Genomic DNA, 15,417 nt, shown 5'->3' on the forward strand with positions numbered 1-15,417 from the left:
TTCGCCGCGCCCAACATCAGGTTGTTGCTATGCAGGAACAGACTCCGCACTCTGAGACCACCTTTGCGTTAAATGGCGTGACCTTTCGCGTACCGGGTCGCACGCTGCTTCACCCCCTTTCGTTAACCTTCCCGGCAGGAAAAGTGACTGGCCTGATAGGCCATAACGGTTCCGGCAAATCCACATTACTGAAAATGCTCGGCCGCCATCAGCCGCCTTCCGCGGGCGAGGTGCTGCTGGACGGCCAGCCGCTGGAGAGCTGGAGTAGCAAGGCGTTTGCCCGCAAAGTGGCCTATCTGCCGCAGCAGCTGCCGGCGGCGGAAGGGATGACAGTTCGCGAGCTGGTGGCGATAGGTCGCTACCCGTGGCACGGCGCGCTGGGGCGCTTCGGCGCGGCGGATCGGGAAAAGGTGGAAGAGGCGATCGCGCTGGTGGGGCTGAAGCCTTTGGCGCAGCGGCTGGTGGACAGTCTCTCCGGCGGCGAGCGTCAGCGGGCGTGGATCGCCATGCTGGTGGCGCAGGATAGCCGCTGTCTGCTGCTTGATGAACCGACCTCGGCGCTGGATATCGCCCATCAGGTCGATGTCCTGGCGCTGGTGCATCGTCTCAGCCAGCAGCGTGGCCTGACGGTGATCGCGGTCCTGCATGATATCAATATGGCTGCCCGCTACTGCGATTATCTGGTCGCGCTGCGCGGTGGGGAAATGATCGCCCAGGGAACGCCAGCAGAACTGATGCGCAGCGACACGCTGGAACAAATCTACGGCATCCCGATGGGGATCCTGCCGCACCCGGCGGGCGCGGCGCCGGTAAGTTTTGTCTATTGATGATGAACCCAACTCTGATAACCCGACGCCGCCTGCTGACCGCGATGGCGCTCTCGCCGCTGCTGTGGCAGATGCGCGGCGCGCAGGCGGCGAACATTGACCCGCAGCGCGTCGTCGCGCTGGAGTGGCTGCCGGCCGAACTGCTGCTGGCGCTTGGCGTCACGCCCTACGGCGTGGCCGACATTCCCAACTATCGCCTGTGGGTGAACGAACCCGCGCTGCCCGCGTCGGTAATCGATGTCGGCCTGCGCACCGAACCCAATCTTGAGCTGCTGACGCAGATGAAACCGTCGTTTATCGTCTGGTCGGCAGGCTATGGCCCGTCGCCAGAAAAGCTGGCGCGTATCGCGCCTGGCCGTGGTTTCACCTTCAGCGACGGCAAACGGCCGCTGGCGATGGCCCAGCGTTCGCTACTGGAAATGGCCGACCTGCTGGGTAAACAACAGCAGGCGAAGCGCCATCTGGCGGAGTTCGACGCGCTGATGGAGAACCTGCGTCCGCGATTTGCCCGGCGTGGCGATCGCCCACTGCTGATGATTTCGCTGCTTGATGCCCGCCACGTGCTGGTATTCGGTGAGAACTGCCTGTTCCAGGAGGTGCTTGACCGCTTTGGCATTCAAAACGCCTGGCGCGGCGAAGCGGCATTCTGGGGCAGCGTCACCGTCGGTATTGATCGGCTGGCGGCATTTAACGAGGCCGATGTGATCTGTTTCGATCATGGCAACGATCGGGAGATGGCCCGGCTGTTGGCGACCCCGCTGTGGCAGGCGATGCCGTTCGTGCGCGCGGGGCGTTTCCAGCGGGTTCCGGCGGTGTGGTTCTATGGCGCGACGCTGTCGGCGATGCATTTCGCCCGCGTGCTGGCCGATGCGCAGGGGAGGGCGGCGGTATGAACGCGCGTCTCTCGCCGTTAGCCATTCTCCTGCTGACCGGGCTGCTGGTTGCCGCTTTTGCGCTGAGCATCGTCAACCTCAATGTCGCTTTACCTTACGCGCAATGGCGTCAGGCGCTGTGGCAGCCGGATATCGATAATATCGCCCAGATGCTGTTCCATTACAGCCTGCTGCCGAGGCTGGCGATATCGCTGCTGGTCGGCGCCGGGCTGGGGCTGGTCGGCGTGCTGTTCCAGCAGGTGCTGCGTAACCCGCTGGCGGAGCCAACCACGCTCGGCGTCGCCACCGGCGCACAGCTGGGAATGACGGTGACGACGCTATGGGCCATCCCTGGCGTGCTGGCCTCGCAGTTTGCGGCGCTGGCTGGGGCTTGTCTGGTGGGGGCGCTGGTGTTTGGCGTCTCGTGGGGCAAACGTCTGTCGCCGGTGACGCTGATCCTGGCCGGCCTGGTAGTGAGTCTCTATTGCGGCGCGGTCAATCAGCTGATGGTGATTTTCCATCACGATCAGCTGCAAAGCATGTTCCTGTGGAGTACCGGCACCCTGACGCAGACCGACTGGAGCGTGGTGCAACGCCTGTGGCCGCAGCTGCTCGGCGGCGCGATGTTGACGCTGTTATTGCTACGCCCGTTAACCCTGATGGGACTCGATGATGGCGTGGCGCGCAACCTTGGGCTGGCGCTGTCTCTGGCGCGGCTTGGCGTGCTGACGCTGGCGATTGCCATCAGCGCGCTGCTGGTTAACGCGGTCGGCATTATCGGCTTTATCGGTCTGTTCGCGCCGCTGCTGGCGAAAATGCTCGGCGCCCGCCGCCTGCTGCCGCGATTGCTGCTGGCGGCGCTAATTGGCGCGTTGATCCTGTGGCTTTCCGATCAAATTATTCTCTGGCTCAGCCGGGTCTGGCGGGAAGTCTCGACCGGGTCAGTCACTGCGCTGATTGGCGCGCCTTTATTGCTGTGGCTGCTGCCGCGGCTGCGCAGCATCAGCGCCCCGGTGATGAACGGCGGCGATAAAGCGTTGATCGAGCGCCGCCACGTGCCGTGGTTCGCGCTGGGCGGCTTAGCGCTGCTGCTGTTGGCGATAACCGCCGCGCTGACCTTTGGTCGCGATGCCCATGGCTGGCAGTGGGCCAGCGGCGATCTGCTGGCGCAACTGATGCCCTGGCGCTGGCCACGTGTGCTCTCGGCGCTGTTCGCCGGGGTGATGCTGGCGGTTGCGGGCTGCATCATTCAACGCCTGACCGGCAACCCGATGGCCAGCCCGGAAGTACTGGGCATCAGCTCTGGCGCGGCGTTCGGTGTGGTATTGATGCTGTTCTTCGTGCCGGGCAACGCCTTTGTCTGGCTGCTGCCTGCCGGCAGCCTTGGCGCGGCGGCAACGCTGCTGGTTATTCTGATCGCCGCCGGGCGCGGCGGTTTCTCGCCGCACCGGATGCTGCTGGCGGGGATGGCGCTGAGTACCGCCTTCACCATGCTGTTGATGATGCTGCAGGCCAGCGGCGATCCGCGCATGGCGCAGATCCTGACGTGGATGTCCGGTTCGACCTATAGCGCGACGCCGGAGATGGTGCTGCGTAGTGGCGTGGTGATGCTGGCGCTGCTGGCGCTGGCGCCGCTCTGCCGCCGCTGGCTGACCATTTTGCCGCTGGGCGGCGAGGCGGCGCGGGCGGTGGGGATGGCGCTGACGCCATCGCGTATCGGGTTGCTGCTGCTGGCGGCGAGCCTGACGGCGACGGCGACGCTCACCATTGGGCCGTTAAGTTTCGTTGGCCTGATGGCGCCGCATATTGCGAGGATGCTGGGATTCCGCCGGACGATGCCGCATATGGTGATTTCCGGGCTGACGGGCGGGATGCTGCTGGTGTTCGCCGACTGGTGCGGGCGAATGATGATGTTCCCCTACCAGATCCCGGCGGGGCTGTTGTCGACCTTTATCGGCGCGCCGTACTTTATCTATTTGCTGAGAAAGCAGAGCCGCTAACGATCCTGGATGGCCTCAATATCCCCGGTGGCGCTAGCGCTTACCGGGGCTACAGCGCTGTGCAATTTGGTAGCCCGGACAAGGCGCAGCGCGCCGCCTCCGGGAAACTCCCCGGTGGCGCTAGCGCTTACCGGGGCTACAGCGCTGTGCGATTTGGTAGCCCGGACAAGGCGCAATGCGCCGCCTCCGGGAAAATCCCTGCGCCACCAGGCCTTCAAGTACCTTACAGTTTGGCAAACACCCGACGGGCGGCGTCGATGGTGTTGTTAATGTCCTCTTCGCTGTGGGCGATGGACATAAAGCCGGCTTCAAACGCCGACGGCGCCAGGTACACACCTTCCTCCAGCATCAGGTGGAAGAAGCGCTTGAAGCGTTCGACATCGCACTTCACCACGTCCTGATAGCAGGTGACGGTTTCGGCATCGGTAAAGAAGATGCCGAACATGCCGCCGACGTTATTGACCACCAGCGGGATCCCGGTTTCGCGCGCCGCGTTCAGCAGGCCATCCGCCAGCTGGTTGGTCAGCTCGGTCAGGGTTTCATGCACGCCCGGCTGCGCCACTTCGCTTAAGCAGGCGAAGCCAGCGGCCATGGCGATCGGGTTACCGGAGAGCGTACCAGCCTGGTACACCGGGCCGGTCGGCGCCAGCGCGTCCATCACTTCGCGGCGGCCGCCGAAGGCGCCCACCGGCATCCCGCCGCCGATGATTTTCCCGAGACAGGTCAGATCCGGCTCCACGCCGTAATAAGCCTGGGCGCCCGCCAGCGCCACGCGGAAGCCGGTCATCACTTCGTCGATGATCAGCAGGGCGCCAAATTCGTCGCACAACGCGCGCAGGCCCGGCAGGAACTCCGGCTGCGGCGGAATGCAGTTCATATTCCCGGCGACCGGCTCGACGATGATGCAGGCGATATCCTGTGGATATTGCTCGAACGCCGCGCGTACCGAGGCGAGGTCGTTATAGGTGCAGGTCAGGGTATGTTTCGCGAAATCGGCTGGCACGCCCGGCGAATTTGGCTGGCCGAGGGTCAGCGCGCCGGAACCGGCTTTCACCAGCAGACAGTCGGCATGGCCGTGATAGCAGCCTTCGAACTTAATGATCTTATCGCGGCCGGTGAAGCCGCGGGCCAGGCGAATCGCGCTCATGGTCGCTTCGGTGCCGGAGTTCACCATCCGCACCATATCCATGGTCGGGACCAGCTCGGTCACCAGCTCCGCCATTTTCACTTCCATTTCGGTCGGCGCGCCAAAGCTCAGGCCGCGGGACGCCGCTTCGATCACCGCATTGCGGATAGCCGGGTGGTTGTGGCCCAGCACCATCGGACCCCAGGAGCCGACATAATCGATATAGGCCTTCCCGTCCACGTCATAAAGATAGGCGCCATCCGCGCGTTCGATAAACAGCGGCGTGCCGCCGACGCCGGTGAAGGCGCGCACCGGCGAGTTAACGCCGCCGGGGATCAGTTCGCGCGCAGCATGGTATAGATTTTCAGATTTGCTCATGGCCAGGGTCCTGGTTCGTGAAAAATGTTTTATCGGCTATTCTAAGTTATTCCAGGATGGTTATGAAAGTTTTGCCCAATTGAAACAATGTGCCGCAAGGGCATTTTTTTGACGACGCAGCGCGCCGGGACGGCTAAAATGCCTCTCTCTTCATTTGTATTACCAATAATTGATAATGGCATGAAAGCAGAAACTCCCTCTTTTGAAGCACATCAGTTCGTGCGGGTGCGTCGCGGCGATGCGGTGCGCCGTTTGATTCAACGCGATAAAACGCCGCTGGCGGTCCTGTTGATGGCGGCGGTGGTTGGCACGCTGGCCGGTCTGGTAGGCGTGGCGTTTGAAAAGAGCGTGAACTGGGTGCAGAACCAGCGGATCGGCGCGCTGGCGCAGGTGGCCGATCACTGGTATCTGGTCTGGCCGCTGGCGTTTATCTTGTCGGCGCTGCTGGCAATGGTCGGTTATTTTCTCGTGCGCCGCTTTGCGCCGGAGGCGGGCGGCTCCGGGATCCCGGAAATCGAAGGGGCGCTGGAGGAGCTGCGGCCGGTGCGCTGGTGGCGCGTGCTGCCGGTGAAATTTATCGGCGGCATGGGGACCCTGGGCGCCGGAATGGTGCTGGGACGCGAAGGGCCGATGGTGCAGCTTGGCGGCAACATTGGACGCATGGTGCTGGATATCTTCCGCATGCGCAGTCCGGAGGCGCGGCACACGCTGCTGGCGACCGGTGCGGCGTCGGGGCTCTCGGCGGCCTTTAATGCGCCGCTGGCCGGTATTCTGTTTATCATCGAAGAGATGCGCCCGCAGTTTCGCTACAACCTGATCTCCATTAAAGCGGTATTTACCGGCGTGATCATGTCGAGCATTGTGTTTCGTATTTTCAATGGCGAAGCGGCTATCATTGAGGTAGGCAAGCTGAGCAACGCCCCGGTGAATACCCTGTGGCTGTATCTGGTGCTGGGCATGCTCTTTGGTTGCTTTGGTCCGCTGTTTAACTTCCTGGTGCTGCGCACCCAGGATATCTTCCAGCGCATCCACGGTGGCAATATCAAAAAATGGGTATTGATGGGCGGGGTCATCGGCGGGATCTGCGGCCTGCTGGGGCTGATGCAGCCCTCCGCGGTGGGCGGTGGCTTTAACCTGATCCCCATCGCCGCCGCCGGTAATTTCTCCGTCGGTTTGCTGCTGTTTATCTTTATTGCCCGCGTGGTGACCACGCTGATCTGCTTCTCTTCCGGCGCGCCGGGGGGGATCTTCGCGCCGATGCTGGCGTTGGGCACCTTGCTGGGCACGGCGTTCGGCATGGCGGCTATTCCGCTGTTTCCGGCCTACCATCTCGATGCCGGCACCTTCGCCATCGCCGGGATGGGGGCGCTGCTGGCCGCCTCGGTGCGCGCGCCGCTCACCGGGATTGTGCTGGTGCTGGAGATGACGGATAACTATCAGCTCATTTTGCCAATGATTATTACCTGCCTTGGCGCAACACTACTGGCGCAATTCCTCGGCGGTAAGCCTTTGTATTCGACCATTCTGCAACGTACTCTGGCGAAGCAGGAGGCCGAGCAGGCGGCAAAAGCGCAGCAGGCACCGCGGGAGAATACTTGAACGATTTACCAGGGTATTAGATAATGGCTCAAAAGGTCCGGTTATTCTTTAACCGGCCGGAAGTATTAATGGGAGCAAAAAATGAGTGATGACGTAGCGTTGCCGCTGGAGTTTACCGAAGCCGCAGCCAACAAAGTAAAACACCTGATTGCGGATGAAGATAATCCGAACCTGAAACTGCGCGTGTATATCACCGGCGGCGGTTGCAGCGGTTTCCAGTATGGCTTCACCTTTGACGATCAGGTGAACGAAGGCGATATGACCATCGAGAAACAGGGCGTCGGCCTGGTGGTTGACCCAATGAGCCTGCAGTATCTGGTCGGCGGCGCCGTCGACTATACCGAGGGTCTGGAAGGTTCGCGTTTCATCGTGACCAACCCGAACGCGAAAAGCACCTGCGGCTGCGGTTCCTCATTCAGCGTTTAAAGCGAGTGCGACCGGGCGCCTTCTCCTCCAGCGAGCGGGAGCCAACGCGAAAAACGGTAACCTTAAGGTTACCGTTTTGCTTTTACTACCGCCCGTTATCGTCCAGGGCAAACGTCGGCAGCTTCAGGTGCCAGCGGATCGCCGCCAGACGGATCACCAGTGTCACCACCATGCCCATCATCGCCGAATTCTCCAGCGGGAGATGAAAGGTATCGTGCGCTGTAGCGTGGACAATGCCGCCGACAATACAGGCGGTGGCGTAGATCTCGGTGCGCAGAATCATGGGAATTTCGCGCGCCAGCACGTCACGGATAATCCCGCCGCCGACGCCGGTGACCACCCCCATGCAGACCGCCACCAGCGGACCACTGCCGGCGAGAAAGGCTTTATTGACGCCGATGCCGACAAACACCGCCAGACCGACGGCATCAAGAACGGGCAGTATCCATTTCGGCAGCCGACGCGGCTGGCGGACCAGCAGGATGGTCAGCATGCTGGTGACCATCGCCACCACCAGATCGGTGGGATCTTTGACCCAGAATACCGGGCCATTCGCCAGCGCCATGTCGCGGATGGTTCCGCCGCCCACCGCCGTCACCACGCCTAACACCAGCACGCCGAATGGGTCCATGCGTAATTTTCCCGCCAGCAGAACGCCGGAGATCGCGAAGACAGCCGTGCCAATAATATCCAGCCAATAGACAAGCATCGTTGATTCCCACTGAACATCCGGTGTGCCGGATGATTATTTTACCTGGTCAAGCGCCGCACAAAGTTGTTTGGCGGCGAGGATAATACGTGGGCTTGCGCGTTCAAACCAGTCGCTGTGTAACGCAATCAACGAAATGGTGAGCTGATGTTGCCAAAAGCGCTGCGCTTCGGCAATGCGGCTGGCGTCGCCGGTCACCACGATCGCCTGCGGCTGGCGGGCCAGCACCTGTTCGCGGCTCACCTGCGGCCAGGGAACACGGCTGGTGGCAAAGATATTCTCGCCGCCGCACAGCCCCAGCACCTGATCCTGAATCGAACCGGGACCACTGGTGAATAGCGGCGCGGATCCGAACTGCAGGAAGACGCGTTTCTTCGGCGCATTGGCATAGCGCGCTTTCAGCGTATCGTATTCCTGCTGCATCGCCTGCGCCGCCTGCTGCGCTTTTTCCGGCTGCGGGCTCCACTGCGCCAGCTGACGCAAGGTAGCGATGATCTCTTCTATCGTCGAGGTCTGCACCCAGAGAACGTGAATACCCAGCGACTGCAGCTGGTTAACCTGGCGTTCGGCATTGCCCCCACGCCAGGCCAGCACCACGTCTGGCTTTAGCGCCACGATGCGTTCCAGGTTCATCCCCTGCCAGCTGGCAACCTGTTCTATGGTTTTGGCCTGCGGAGGATAATCGGAATAGCTGCTGACGCCGACCGGCGTGATCCCGGCGGCAAAGGCCAGTTCGGTATTGGCGGGGGAGAGGGTGACCACCCGCGGCGCGGCCAGTAGCCACGCCGGGGCGAGTAACAGCAGCGCGGCAAGCGCGAAGGATAGCGACTTAGCCACGTGCCAGGTTCTGTACCAGATTCTCCACCATCAGGGTGGACTGTCTGGCGGCGACCGCAAGGAACTCCTCAAAACTGAGGTGGGACTGCTGATCGGCCACGTCGGAGATGGCGCGAACCACCACGAAGGGAACCTTGAAGTTATGGCAGACGTGAGCGATGGCGGTCGCTTCCATTTCCACGGCGATTGCCTGCGGGAAATTATGGCGGATCTTCGCCAGCGCGACGGAGCCGTTAATGAAGGCATCGCCGCTGACGATCAGGCCGCGAACGGCATTGAGATCTAACGCTTTAATGCAGTCTTCGGCGGCGGCCACCAGCTTATCGTCCGCTTTAAAGCCCGCCGGGCAGCCAGGCAGCTGGCCATACTCATAACCGAAGGCGGTGACGTCGGCATCGTGGTAGCGCGCTTCATCGGAGACGACGATATCGCCGACCTTCAGCGTCGGCGCGAGGCCGCCGGCAGAACCGGTATTAATGATCACGTCAGGCTGGCAGCGCTCCAGCAGCAGGGTCGCGCCCGTCGCCGCCGCCACTTTCCCGATACCAGACTTCAGCAGAGCGACGTCAACGCCGTGAAGTTGGCCGGTATAGATTTCGCTCCCGCCAATAGTGATAGTCTGGCGGTTTTCGATTTTGTCGCGCAGGAGGGTAACTTCCTCTTCCATAGCGCCAATAATGCCAATTTTCATAGATTTACTCGCGATGTGTCAGGTTTAGTTGCATAGTCTATCATGCGCTTAAGGGGAAGCGTATTGCTCGCGCGGGAGAGGCTATGGCAAAGATTGATTTTCGCAACAAGATAAACTGGCGTCGACGCTTCCGTTCGCCGCCGCGGGTGGAGACGGAGCGCGACATCCTGCGGATCTTCGAAAGCGATCGGGGGCGGATCGTCAACTCGCCGGCCATCCGCCGCCTACAGCAAAAAACCCAGGTCTTCCCGCTGGAGCGCAACGCGGCGGTCCGTACTCGCCTGACCCACTCGCTGGAGGTGCAGCAGGTGGGGCGCTATATCGCCAAAGAAGTGCTGAGCCGGCTGAAAGAGCAGAAGCTGCTGGAAGAGTATGGCCTGGAAGAGCTGACCGGGCCATTCGAGAGCGTGGTTGAGATGGCCTGCCTGATGCACGACATTGGCAACCCGCCGTTTGGCCACTTTGGCGAGGCGGCGATTAACGACTGGTTTCGCCAGCGCCTGGCCCCCGGCGATGCGCTCGGCCAGCCGTTGACCGACGATCGCTGCGAGGTGCAGGCGTTACGCCTGCACGAAGGGGAAACGGCGCTGAATGCGCTGCGGCGTAAAGTGCGCCAGGATCTCTGCAGCTTTGAGGGCAACGCGCAGGGGATTCGTCTGGTCCACACGCTGATGCGGATGAATCTGACCTGGGCGCAGGTGGGCTGCATCCTGAAATATACCCGACCGGCGTGGTGGTTCGAGGCGACGCCAGCCAGTCACAGTTATTTAATGAAGAAGCCTGGCTATTATTTAGCCGAAGAAGAGTATGTCGCGCGCCTGCGTAAAGAACTGGATCTGGCACCTTACAATCGATTCCCATTAACCTGGATTATGGAGGCCGCGGATGACATCTCATATTGCGTCGCGGATCTCGAGGACGCGGTTGAAAAACGTATTTTCAGCGCCGAGCAGCTTTATCAGCATCTTTACGACGCCTGGGGCAACCATGAAAAAGGATCGTTATTCTCTCAGGTAGTGGAAAATGCCTGGGAAAAATCGCGAGCTAATTACCTGCGACAGAGCGCGGAAGATCAGTTTTTTATGTATTTGCGGGTAAACACGCTGAATAAGCTGGTGCCCTACGCGGCGCGCCGATTTATTGATAACCTGCCGGCCATCTTCACTGGCGACTTTAATCATGCGCTGCTTGAGGACGATAGCGATTGCAGTCAGCTGCTGGAACTCTATAAAAATGTAGCGATGAAACAGGTCTTTAGCCATCCGGATGTCGAGCAGCTGGAATTGCAGGGCTACCGGGTGATTAGCGGCCTGCTGGATATCTATCAGCCGCTGCTGAAATTATCTCTGGAGGATTTCAGCGAATTAGTGGCGCAGGAGCGGGTACGGCGGTTACCCATTGCCTCCCGGCTGTATCAGAAACTTTCAACCCGTCACCGGTTGGCCTATGTTGAAGCAGTAAATAAGCTGGTGCGCACGGCGCCCGAATTTGCGCTGATGGAATACTATTATCGCTGCCGTCTGATCCAGGATTATATCAGCGGAATGACGGATTTGTATGCGTGGGATGAATATCGGCGACTGATGGCGGTGGAATAGGCTGGAGTTTTGTAAAGATGGACAATAAATTTTTACTTTTTCCAGAAACTTAATTCCGGAACTTAGCGCTATAAAATGACTCTGATAGTCACGTACACAGCAACTTTCGTTATCTGATATTGAGATTGAAACTGATGAAAAAAACCACGTTAGCAATGAGTGCACTGGCTCTGAGTTTAGGTCTGGCGTTGTCCCCGCTCTCTGCGAGCGCGGCAGAAACGGCATCTTCGGCCACTAATGCACAGCAGATGCCAAGCCTGGCCCCGATGCTGGAGAAGGTGATGCCATCGGTGGTGAGCATTAACGTTGAAGGTAGCACCACTGTTAATACCCCACGGATGCCGCGTAACTTCCAGCAGTTCTTTGGCGATAATTCGCCGTTCTGCCAGGATGGTTCTCCTTTCCAGAGTTCACCGTTTTGCCAGGGCGGTGGACAGGGCGGTCAGCCTGACGGCGGCCAGCAGCAGAAATTCATGGCGCTGGGCTCCGGCGTCATCATTGATGCGGCCAAAGGGTATGTGGTGACCAACAACCACGTTGTGGACAACGCCACCACGATTAAGGTTCAACTGAGCGATGGCCGTAAGTTTGATGCCAAAGTCGTGGGCAAAGATCCGCGCTCCGATATCGCGCTGATTCAGATTCAGGATCCGAAAAACCTGACGGCGATTAAGCTGGCTGATTCTGATGCGCTGCGCGTCGGCGACTACACCGTGGCTATCGGTAACCCGTTTGGTCTGGGCGAAACCGTGACCTCCGGGATTGTCTCCGCGCTGGGCCGTAGCGGCCTGAACGTGGAAAACTACGAAAACTTTATCCAGACCGATGCGGCGATTAACCGCGGGAACTCCGGCGGCGCGCTGGTGAACCTCAACGGTGAGCTGATCGGCATTAACACCGCCATCCTGGCGCCGGACGGCGGCAACATCGGTATCGGTTTTGCTATCCCGAGCAACATGGTGAAAAACCTGACCGAGCAGATGGTGAAATATGGCCAGGTGAAACGCGGTGAGCTGGGCATCATGGGCACCGAACTGAACTCTGAACTGGCGAAAGCGATGAAAGTCGACGCCCAGCGCGGCGCCTTCGTCAGCCAGGTGATGCCAGGTTCGGCAGCCGCCAAAGCGGGCATTAAAGCCGGCGACGTGATCACCACCCTCAATGGCAAGGCGATCAGCAGCTTCGCCGCGCTACGTGCTCAGGTCGGCACCATGCCTATCGGCAGCAAAGTTGAGCTTGGCCTGCTCCGCGACGGCAAACCGGTCACCGTTACCGTCGAACTGCAGCAGAGCAACCAGACCCAGGTGGATTCCAGCACCATCTTCAACGGGATTGAAGGGGCGGAAATGAGTAACAAGGGTCAGGATAAGGGCGTGGTGGTCAACAATGTGAAAGCCGGCACCCCGGCGGCGCAGATTGGCCTCAAGAAAGGCGATATCATTGTCGGGGCGAATCAGCAGCCGGTGAAAAACATCGCCGATCTGCGGAAAATCTTCGACGCCAAACCGTCCGTGCTGGCGCTGAACATTCAGCGCGGCGACGCCTCTATCTACCTGCTGTTGCAGTAATCGTCAGCGCAAGCGCCACAGCCCCTTCCCTCGCCGAGGGCAGGGGCTTTTTTTTCGTTCTGTGACCACTTCCACAACTCCACATATCTCGCCCCGCCTTCGGGCATATGCACAATGCAGCAGGACGGAGACTCTTTTATGCTGGTGCCCTGCATAGGGGAGGATTACATGGCTGGCTGGCATCTTGATACCAAAATGGCGCAGGATATTGTGGCGCGCACGATGCGCATCATCGATACCAACATCAACGTGATGGATGCCCGCGGGCGGATTATCGGCAGCGGCGATCGGGAAAGAATTGGTGAATTGCACGAAGGCGCGCTGCTGGTGCTTTCTCAGGGGCGGGTGGTGGATATCGACGATGCGGTCGCTCGCCATCTGCACGGAGTGCGTCAGGGGATCAACCTGCCGCTACGCCTCGAAGGTGAAATCGTCGGGGTGATCGGCCTGACCGGCGAGCCGGAGTCGCTGCGGAAATATGGCGAGCTGGTGTGCATGACGGCAGAGATGATGCTGGAGCAGTCGCGGCTGATGCATCTCCTTGCGCAGGACAGCCGCCTGCGCGAAGAGCTGGTGATGAACCTGATTCAGGCGGAAGAGCATACCCCGGCGCTGAACGAATGGGCTCAGCGGTTAGGTATCGATCTCAATCAGCCGCGGGTGGTGGCGATGATTGAGGTGGACAGCGGCCAGCTCGGCGTGGATAGCGCGATGGCGGAACTGCAGCAGTTGCAGAACGCGCTGACCACCCCTGATCGCAATAATCTGGTGGCCATTGTGTCACTCACGGAAATGGTGGTGCTGAAACCAGCGCTGAACAGCTTTGGCCGCTGGGACGCCGACGATCACGTCCGCCGCGTCGAGCAGCTTATCGCCAGGATGAAAGAGAATGGTCAGCTCCGCTTTCGCGTGGCGCTGGGCAACTTCTTCACCGGCCCCGGGAGTATCGCCCGCTCTTACCGTACCGCACGGACGACCATGATGGTGGGTAAGCAACGAATGCCGGAGAGCCGCAGCTATTTCTATCAGGATCTGATGCTGCCGGTGCTGCTAGACAGCCTGCGCGGCGGCTGGCAGGCCAATGAACTGGCCCGTCCGCTGGCGCGTCTGAAGGCTATGGATAACAACGGTTTGCTGCGGCGTACGCTGCAGGCGTGGTTTCGCCATAACGTGCAGCCGCTGGCGACATCAAAGGCGCTGTTTATTCATCGCAATACCCTGGAGTATCGGTTGAACCGTATCTCGGAGCTGACCGGTCTGGATCTCGGCAGCTTTGACGATCGGCTGCTGCTCTATATAGCCCTGCAGCTGGATGAGCAACGATAGGGCGTCGAGATAAAAATGCCGGGAGGCGGTTCGCCTTACCCGGCCTGGAGGATGCATGGCGTAAGCGGCAGATTATATTGGTTGCCCGGTCAGGCGGTGCGCCGCCGGGAACGCTGTCACTTACGGGTAAGTTTTTCCAGATCGGCTTCGATTTCGCTGATCTTATTGGTAACCACGCTTTCCAGATGGCGTAAATCGTCGAGGATTTTACGCTTGAGATCGATTTCAGTGCGATCGCGCTGGCAGATCTGATCCAGTTCGTCGATGACGTAGCGCAGATTGGGGCTGATCTCCTGGACTTCTTTGTAGCCCTGGCCGACGCCGTCGGCGACAACGGTTTTGCGCTGACGCGGGTATTTAAACTTCACGCTCTTGGCGAAGAATTCGCCTTTGTCTTTCTGAAAATAGATTTTCAGGATGTCATTGTTAGCTTCCTGCCGCAGGCTATAGCGATCGATCTCATCAGGGTTGGTAATGCCAAGACTTTTCAGATTATCGTACATAACGGTACCTTTGATAGCATCATAACCATTGAATAATTAACGAAAAAATCCATTTTCGCCAGCATCAAATATAAAAAAAGCGGGATATCTCCCGCTTTTTATTTGCTTTAGTCGATGGTGCGCAGCAGTTCGTTAATGCCGACTTTGCCGCGGGTTTTGGCATCGACTTTCTTAACGATCACCGCGCAGTACAGGCTGTATTTACCATCCTTCGACGGCAGGTTGCCTGACACGACTACCGAGCCAGCCGGTACGCGGCCGTAGAAGACTTCACCGGTTTCGCGATCGTAGATTTTGGTGCTCTGACCCAGGTAAACGCCCATGGAGATGACGGAGCCTTCTTCGACAATCACCCCTTCAACCACTTCAGAGCGCGCGCCGATGAAGCAGTTGTCTTCGATGATGGTCGGGTTCGCCTGCAGCGGCTCCAGTACGCCACCGATGCCGACGCCGCCGGACAGGTGAACGTTTTTACCGATCTGCGCGCAGGAGCCGACGGTAGCCCAGGTATCAACCATGGTGCCTTCGTCAACGTAGGCGCCGATGTTAACGTAGGACGGCATCAGCACGGTGTTGCGGGCGATGAATGCGCCCTGACGTACCGCTGCCGGCGGCACCACGCGGAAACCTTCTTTCTGGAAACGCGCTTCGTCATAGTCAGCGAATTTCATCGGTACTTTATCGAAGTAGCGGCTTTCCGCACCATCGATAACCTGGTTATCGTTAATACGGAAAGAGAGCAGTACCGCTTTCTTCAGCCATTGATGCGTCACCCACTGACCATCGATCTTCTCAGCGACGCGCAGCGCGCCGGAATCCAGAAGGGCGATAACCTGGTTTACCGCTTCGCGGGTCACGGTATCCACATTGGCCGGCGTGATGTCGGCGCGACGCTCGAAGGCGGACTCAATAACGTTCTGTAACTGCTGCATTGTTTCTTTCCATTCACTAAAAAAA

General features: G+C 59.6%; 14 protein-coding genes. 8 read left to right on the forward strand and 6 right to left on the reverse strand.

Annotation, left to right across the window (positions count from 1 at the left end; genetic code table 11):
* The first annotated feature begins 29 nt into the window (after positions 1-29).
* Genes fhuC through fhuB form a run of 3 tightly spaced genes read left to right on the forward strand, consistent with a single transcriptional unit; the run spans position 30 to position 3,699 of the window.
* The gene (gene fhuC / locus HMPREF3142_RS09195; protein ID WP_012542815.1) at positions 30-827 is read left to right on the forward strand and encodes a Fe3+-hydroxamate ABC transporter ATP-binding protein FhuC; all 798 of its coding nucleotides are present in this window, start codon (positions 30-32) and stop codon (positions 825-827) included.
* Positions 827-1,720 carry a Fe(3+)-hydroxamate ABC transporter substrate-binding protein FhuD gene (gene fhuD / locus HMPREF3142_RS09200; RefSeq protein ID WP_070612013.1) on the forward strand — a complete coding sequence of 298 codons (894 nt, stop codon included), beginning with the start codon at positions 827-829 and terminating at the stop codon, positions 1,718-1,720. Before fhuC ends, fhuD begins: the two co-directional genes overlap by 1 nt.
* Positions 1,717-3,699 carry a Fe(3+)-hydroxamate ABC transporter permease FhuB gene (gene fhuB / locus HMPREF3142_RS09205; RefSeq protein WP_032756236.1) on the forward strand — a complete coding sequence of 661 codons (1,983 nt, stop codon included), beginning with the start codon at positions 1,717-1,719 and terminating at the stop codon, positions 3,697-3,699. The genes fhuD and fhuB overlap by 4 nt, the downstream gene beginning before the upstream one ends.
* 223 nt (positions 3,700-3,922) lie before the next feature.
* Here the strand turns inward: fhuB and hemL are convergent, their stop codons facing one another.
* Positions 3,923-5,203, reverse strand: a complete 1,281-nt coding sequence (gene hemL / locus HMPREF3142_RS09210) for a glutamate-1-semialdehyde 2,1-aminomutase (protein WP_012542813.1) — start codon at positions 5,201-5,203, stop codon at positions 3,923-3,925.
* A gap of 180 nt (positions 5,204-5,383) precedes the next feature.
* On the opposite strand from hemL, the gene clcA reads away from it, so the two are divergent.
* Together clcA and erpA are read left to right on the forward strand one after the other, a co-directional pair.
* Positions 5,384-6,802: a H(+)/Cl(-) exchange transporter ClcA gene (clcA, locus tag HMPREF3142_RS09215; RefSeq protein WP_008807364.1), complete on the forward strand. Its 1,419-nt coding sequence runs from the start codon at positions 5,384-5,386 to the stop codon at positions 6,800-6,802.
* Between the two features lie 81 nt (positions 6,803-6,883).
* Positions 6,884-7,228, forward strand: a complete 345-nt coding sequence (gene erpA, locus HMPREF3142_RS09220; protein WP_008807363.1) for an iron-sulfur cluster insertion protein ErpA — start codon at positions 6,884-6,886, stop codon at positions 7,226-7,228.
* A gap of 85 nt (positions 7,229-7,313) precedes the next feature.
* On the opposite strand, the gene HMPREF3142_RS09225 is transcribed toward erpA, so the two are convergent.
* From HMPREF3142_RS09225 to mtnN, 3 genes are read right to left on the reverse strand one after another with little or no spacing between them, the layout of a single operon-like run.
* Positions 7,314-7,937 (reverse strand): TRIC cation channel family protein, encoded by a 624-nt coding sequence (locus tag HMPREF3142_RS09225; protein WP_002889277.1) that lies wholly within the window; start codon positions 7,935-7,937, stop codon positions 7,314-7,316.
* A gap of 36 nt (positions 7,938-7,973) precedes the next feature.
* Entirely contained in the window at positions 7,974-8,774 is an 801-nt protein-coding gene (gene btuF, locus HMPREF3142_RS09230) for a vitamin B12 ABC transporter substrate-binding protein BtuF (protein ID WP_012542811.1), read from the reverse strand.
* Positions 8,767-9,465 (reverse strand): 5'-methylthioadenosine/S-adenosylhomocysteine nucleosidase, encoded by a 699-nt coding sequence (gene mtnN / locus HMPREF3142_RS09235; RefSeq protein ID WP_008807361.1) that lies wholly within the window; start codon positions 9,463-9,465, stop codon positions 8,767-8,769. Before mtnN ends, btuF begins: the two co-directional genes overlap by 8 nt.
* 83 nt (positions 9,466-9,548) lie before the next feature.
* Between mtnN and dgt the strand changes: the two genes are divergently transcribed.
* From dgt to cdaR, 3 genes are all read left to right on the forward strand, one after another.
* Positions 9,549-11,063 carry a dGTPase gene (gene dgt / locus HMPREF3142_RS09240; protein WP_008807360.1) on the forward strand — a complete coding sequence of 505 codons (1,515 nt, stop codon included), beginning with the start codon at positions 9,549-9,551 and terminating at the stop codon, positions 11,061-11,063.
* A gap of 134 nt (positions 11,064-11,197) precedes the next feature.
* Positions 11,198-12,631: a serine endoprotease DegP gene (degP, locus tag HMPREF3142_RS09245; protein ID WP_008807359.1), complete on the forward strand. Its 1,434-nt coding sequence runs from the start codon at positions 11,198-11,200 to the stop codon at positions 12,629-12,631.
* 168 nt (positions 12,632-12,799) lie between these two features.
* On the forward strand, positions 12,800-13,957 hold the full coding sequence (cdaR, locus tag HMPREF3142_RS09250) for a DNA-binding transcriptional regulator CdaR (RefSeq protein ID WP_002889289.1): 1,158 nt from the start codon (positions 12,800-12,802) through the stop codon (positions 13,955-13,957).
* 116 nt (positions 13,958-14,073) lie between these two features.
* On the opposite strand, the gene HMPREF3142_RS09255 is transcribed toward cdaR, so the two are convergent.
* Positions 14,074-14,460: a DUF3461 family protein gene (locus tag HMPREF3142_RS09255; protein WP_002889292.1), complete on the reverse strand. Its 387-nt coding sequence runs from the start codon at positions 14,458-14,460 to the stop codon at positions 14,074-14,076.
* A gap of 107 nt (positions 14,461-14,567) precedes the next feature.
* A complete protein-coding gene (gene dapD / locus HMPREF3142_RS09260; RefSeq protein ID WP_002889295.1) occupies positions 14,568-15,392 on the reverse strand; it encodes a 2,3,4,5-tetrahydropyridine-2,6-dicarboxylate N-succinyltransferase in 825 nt (274 codons plus the stop codon).
* Between the last annotated feature and the right edge of the window lie 25 nt (positions 15,393-15,417).

Origin of the sequence: Klebsiella sp. HMSC16C06 (assembly GCF_001808325.1) — a bacterium.
In the GTDB taxonomy this organism is placed as follows: Bacteria; Pseudomonadota; Gammaproteobacteria; order Enterobacterales; family Enterobacteriaceae; genus Klebsiella; species Klebsiella variicola.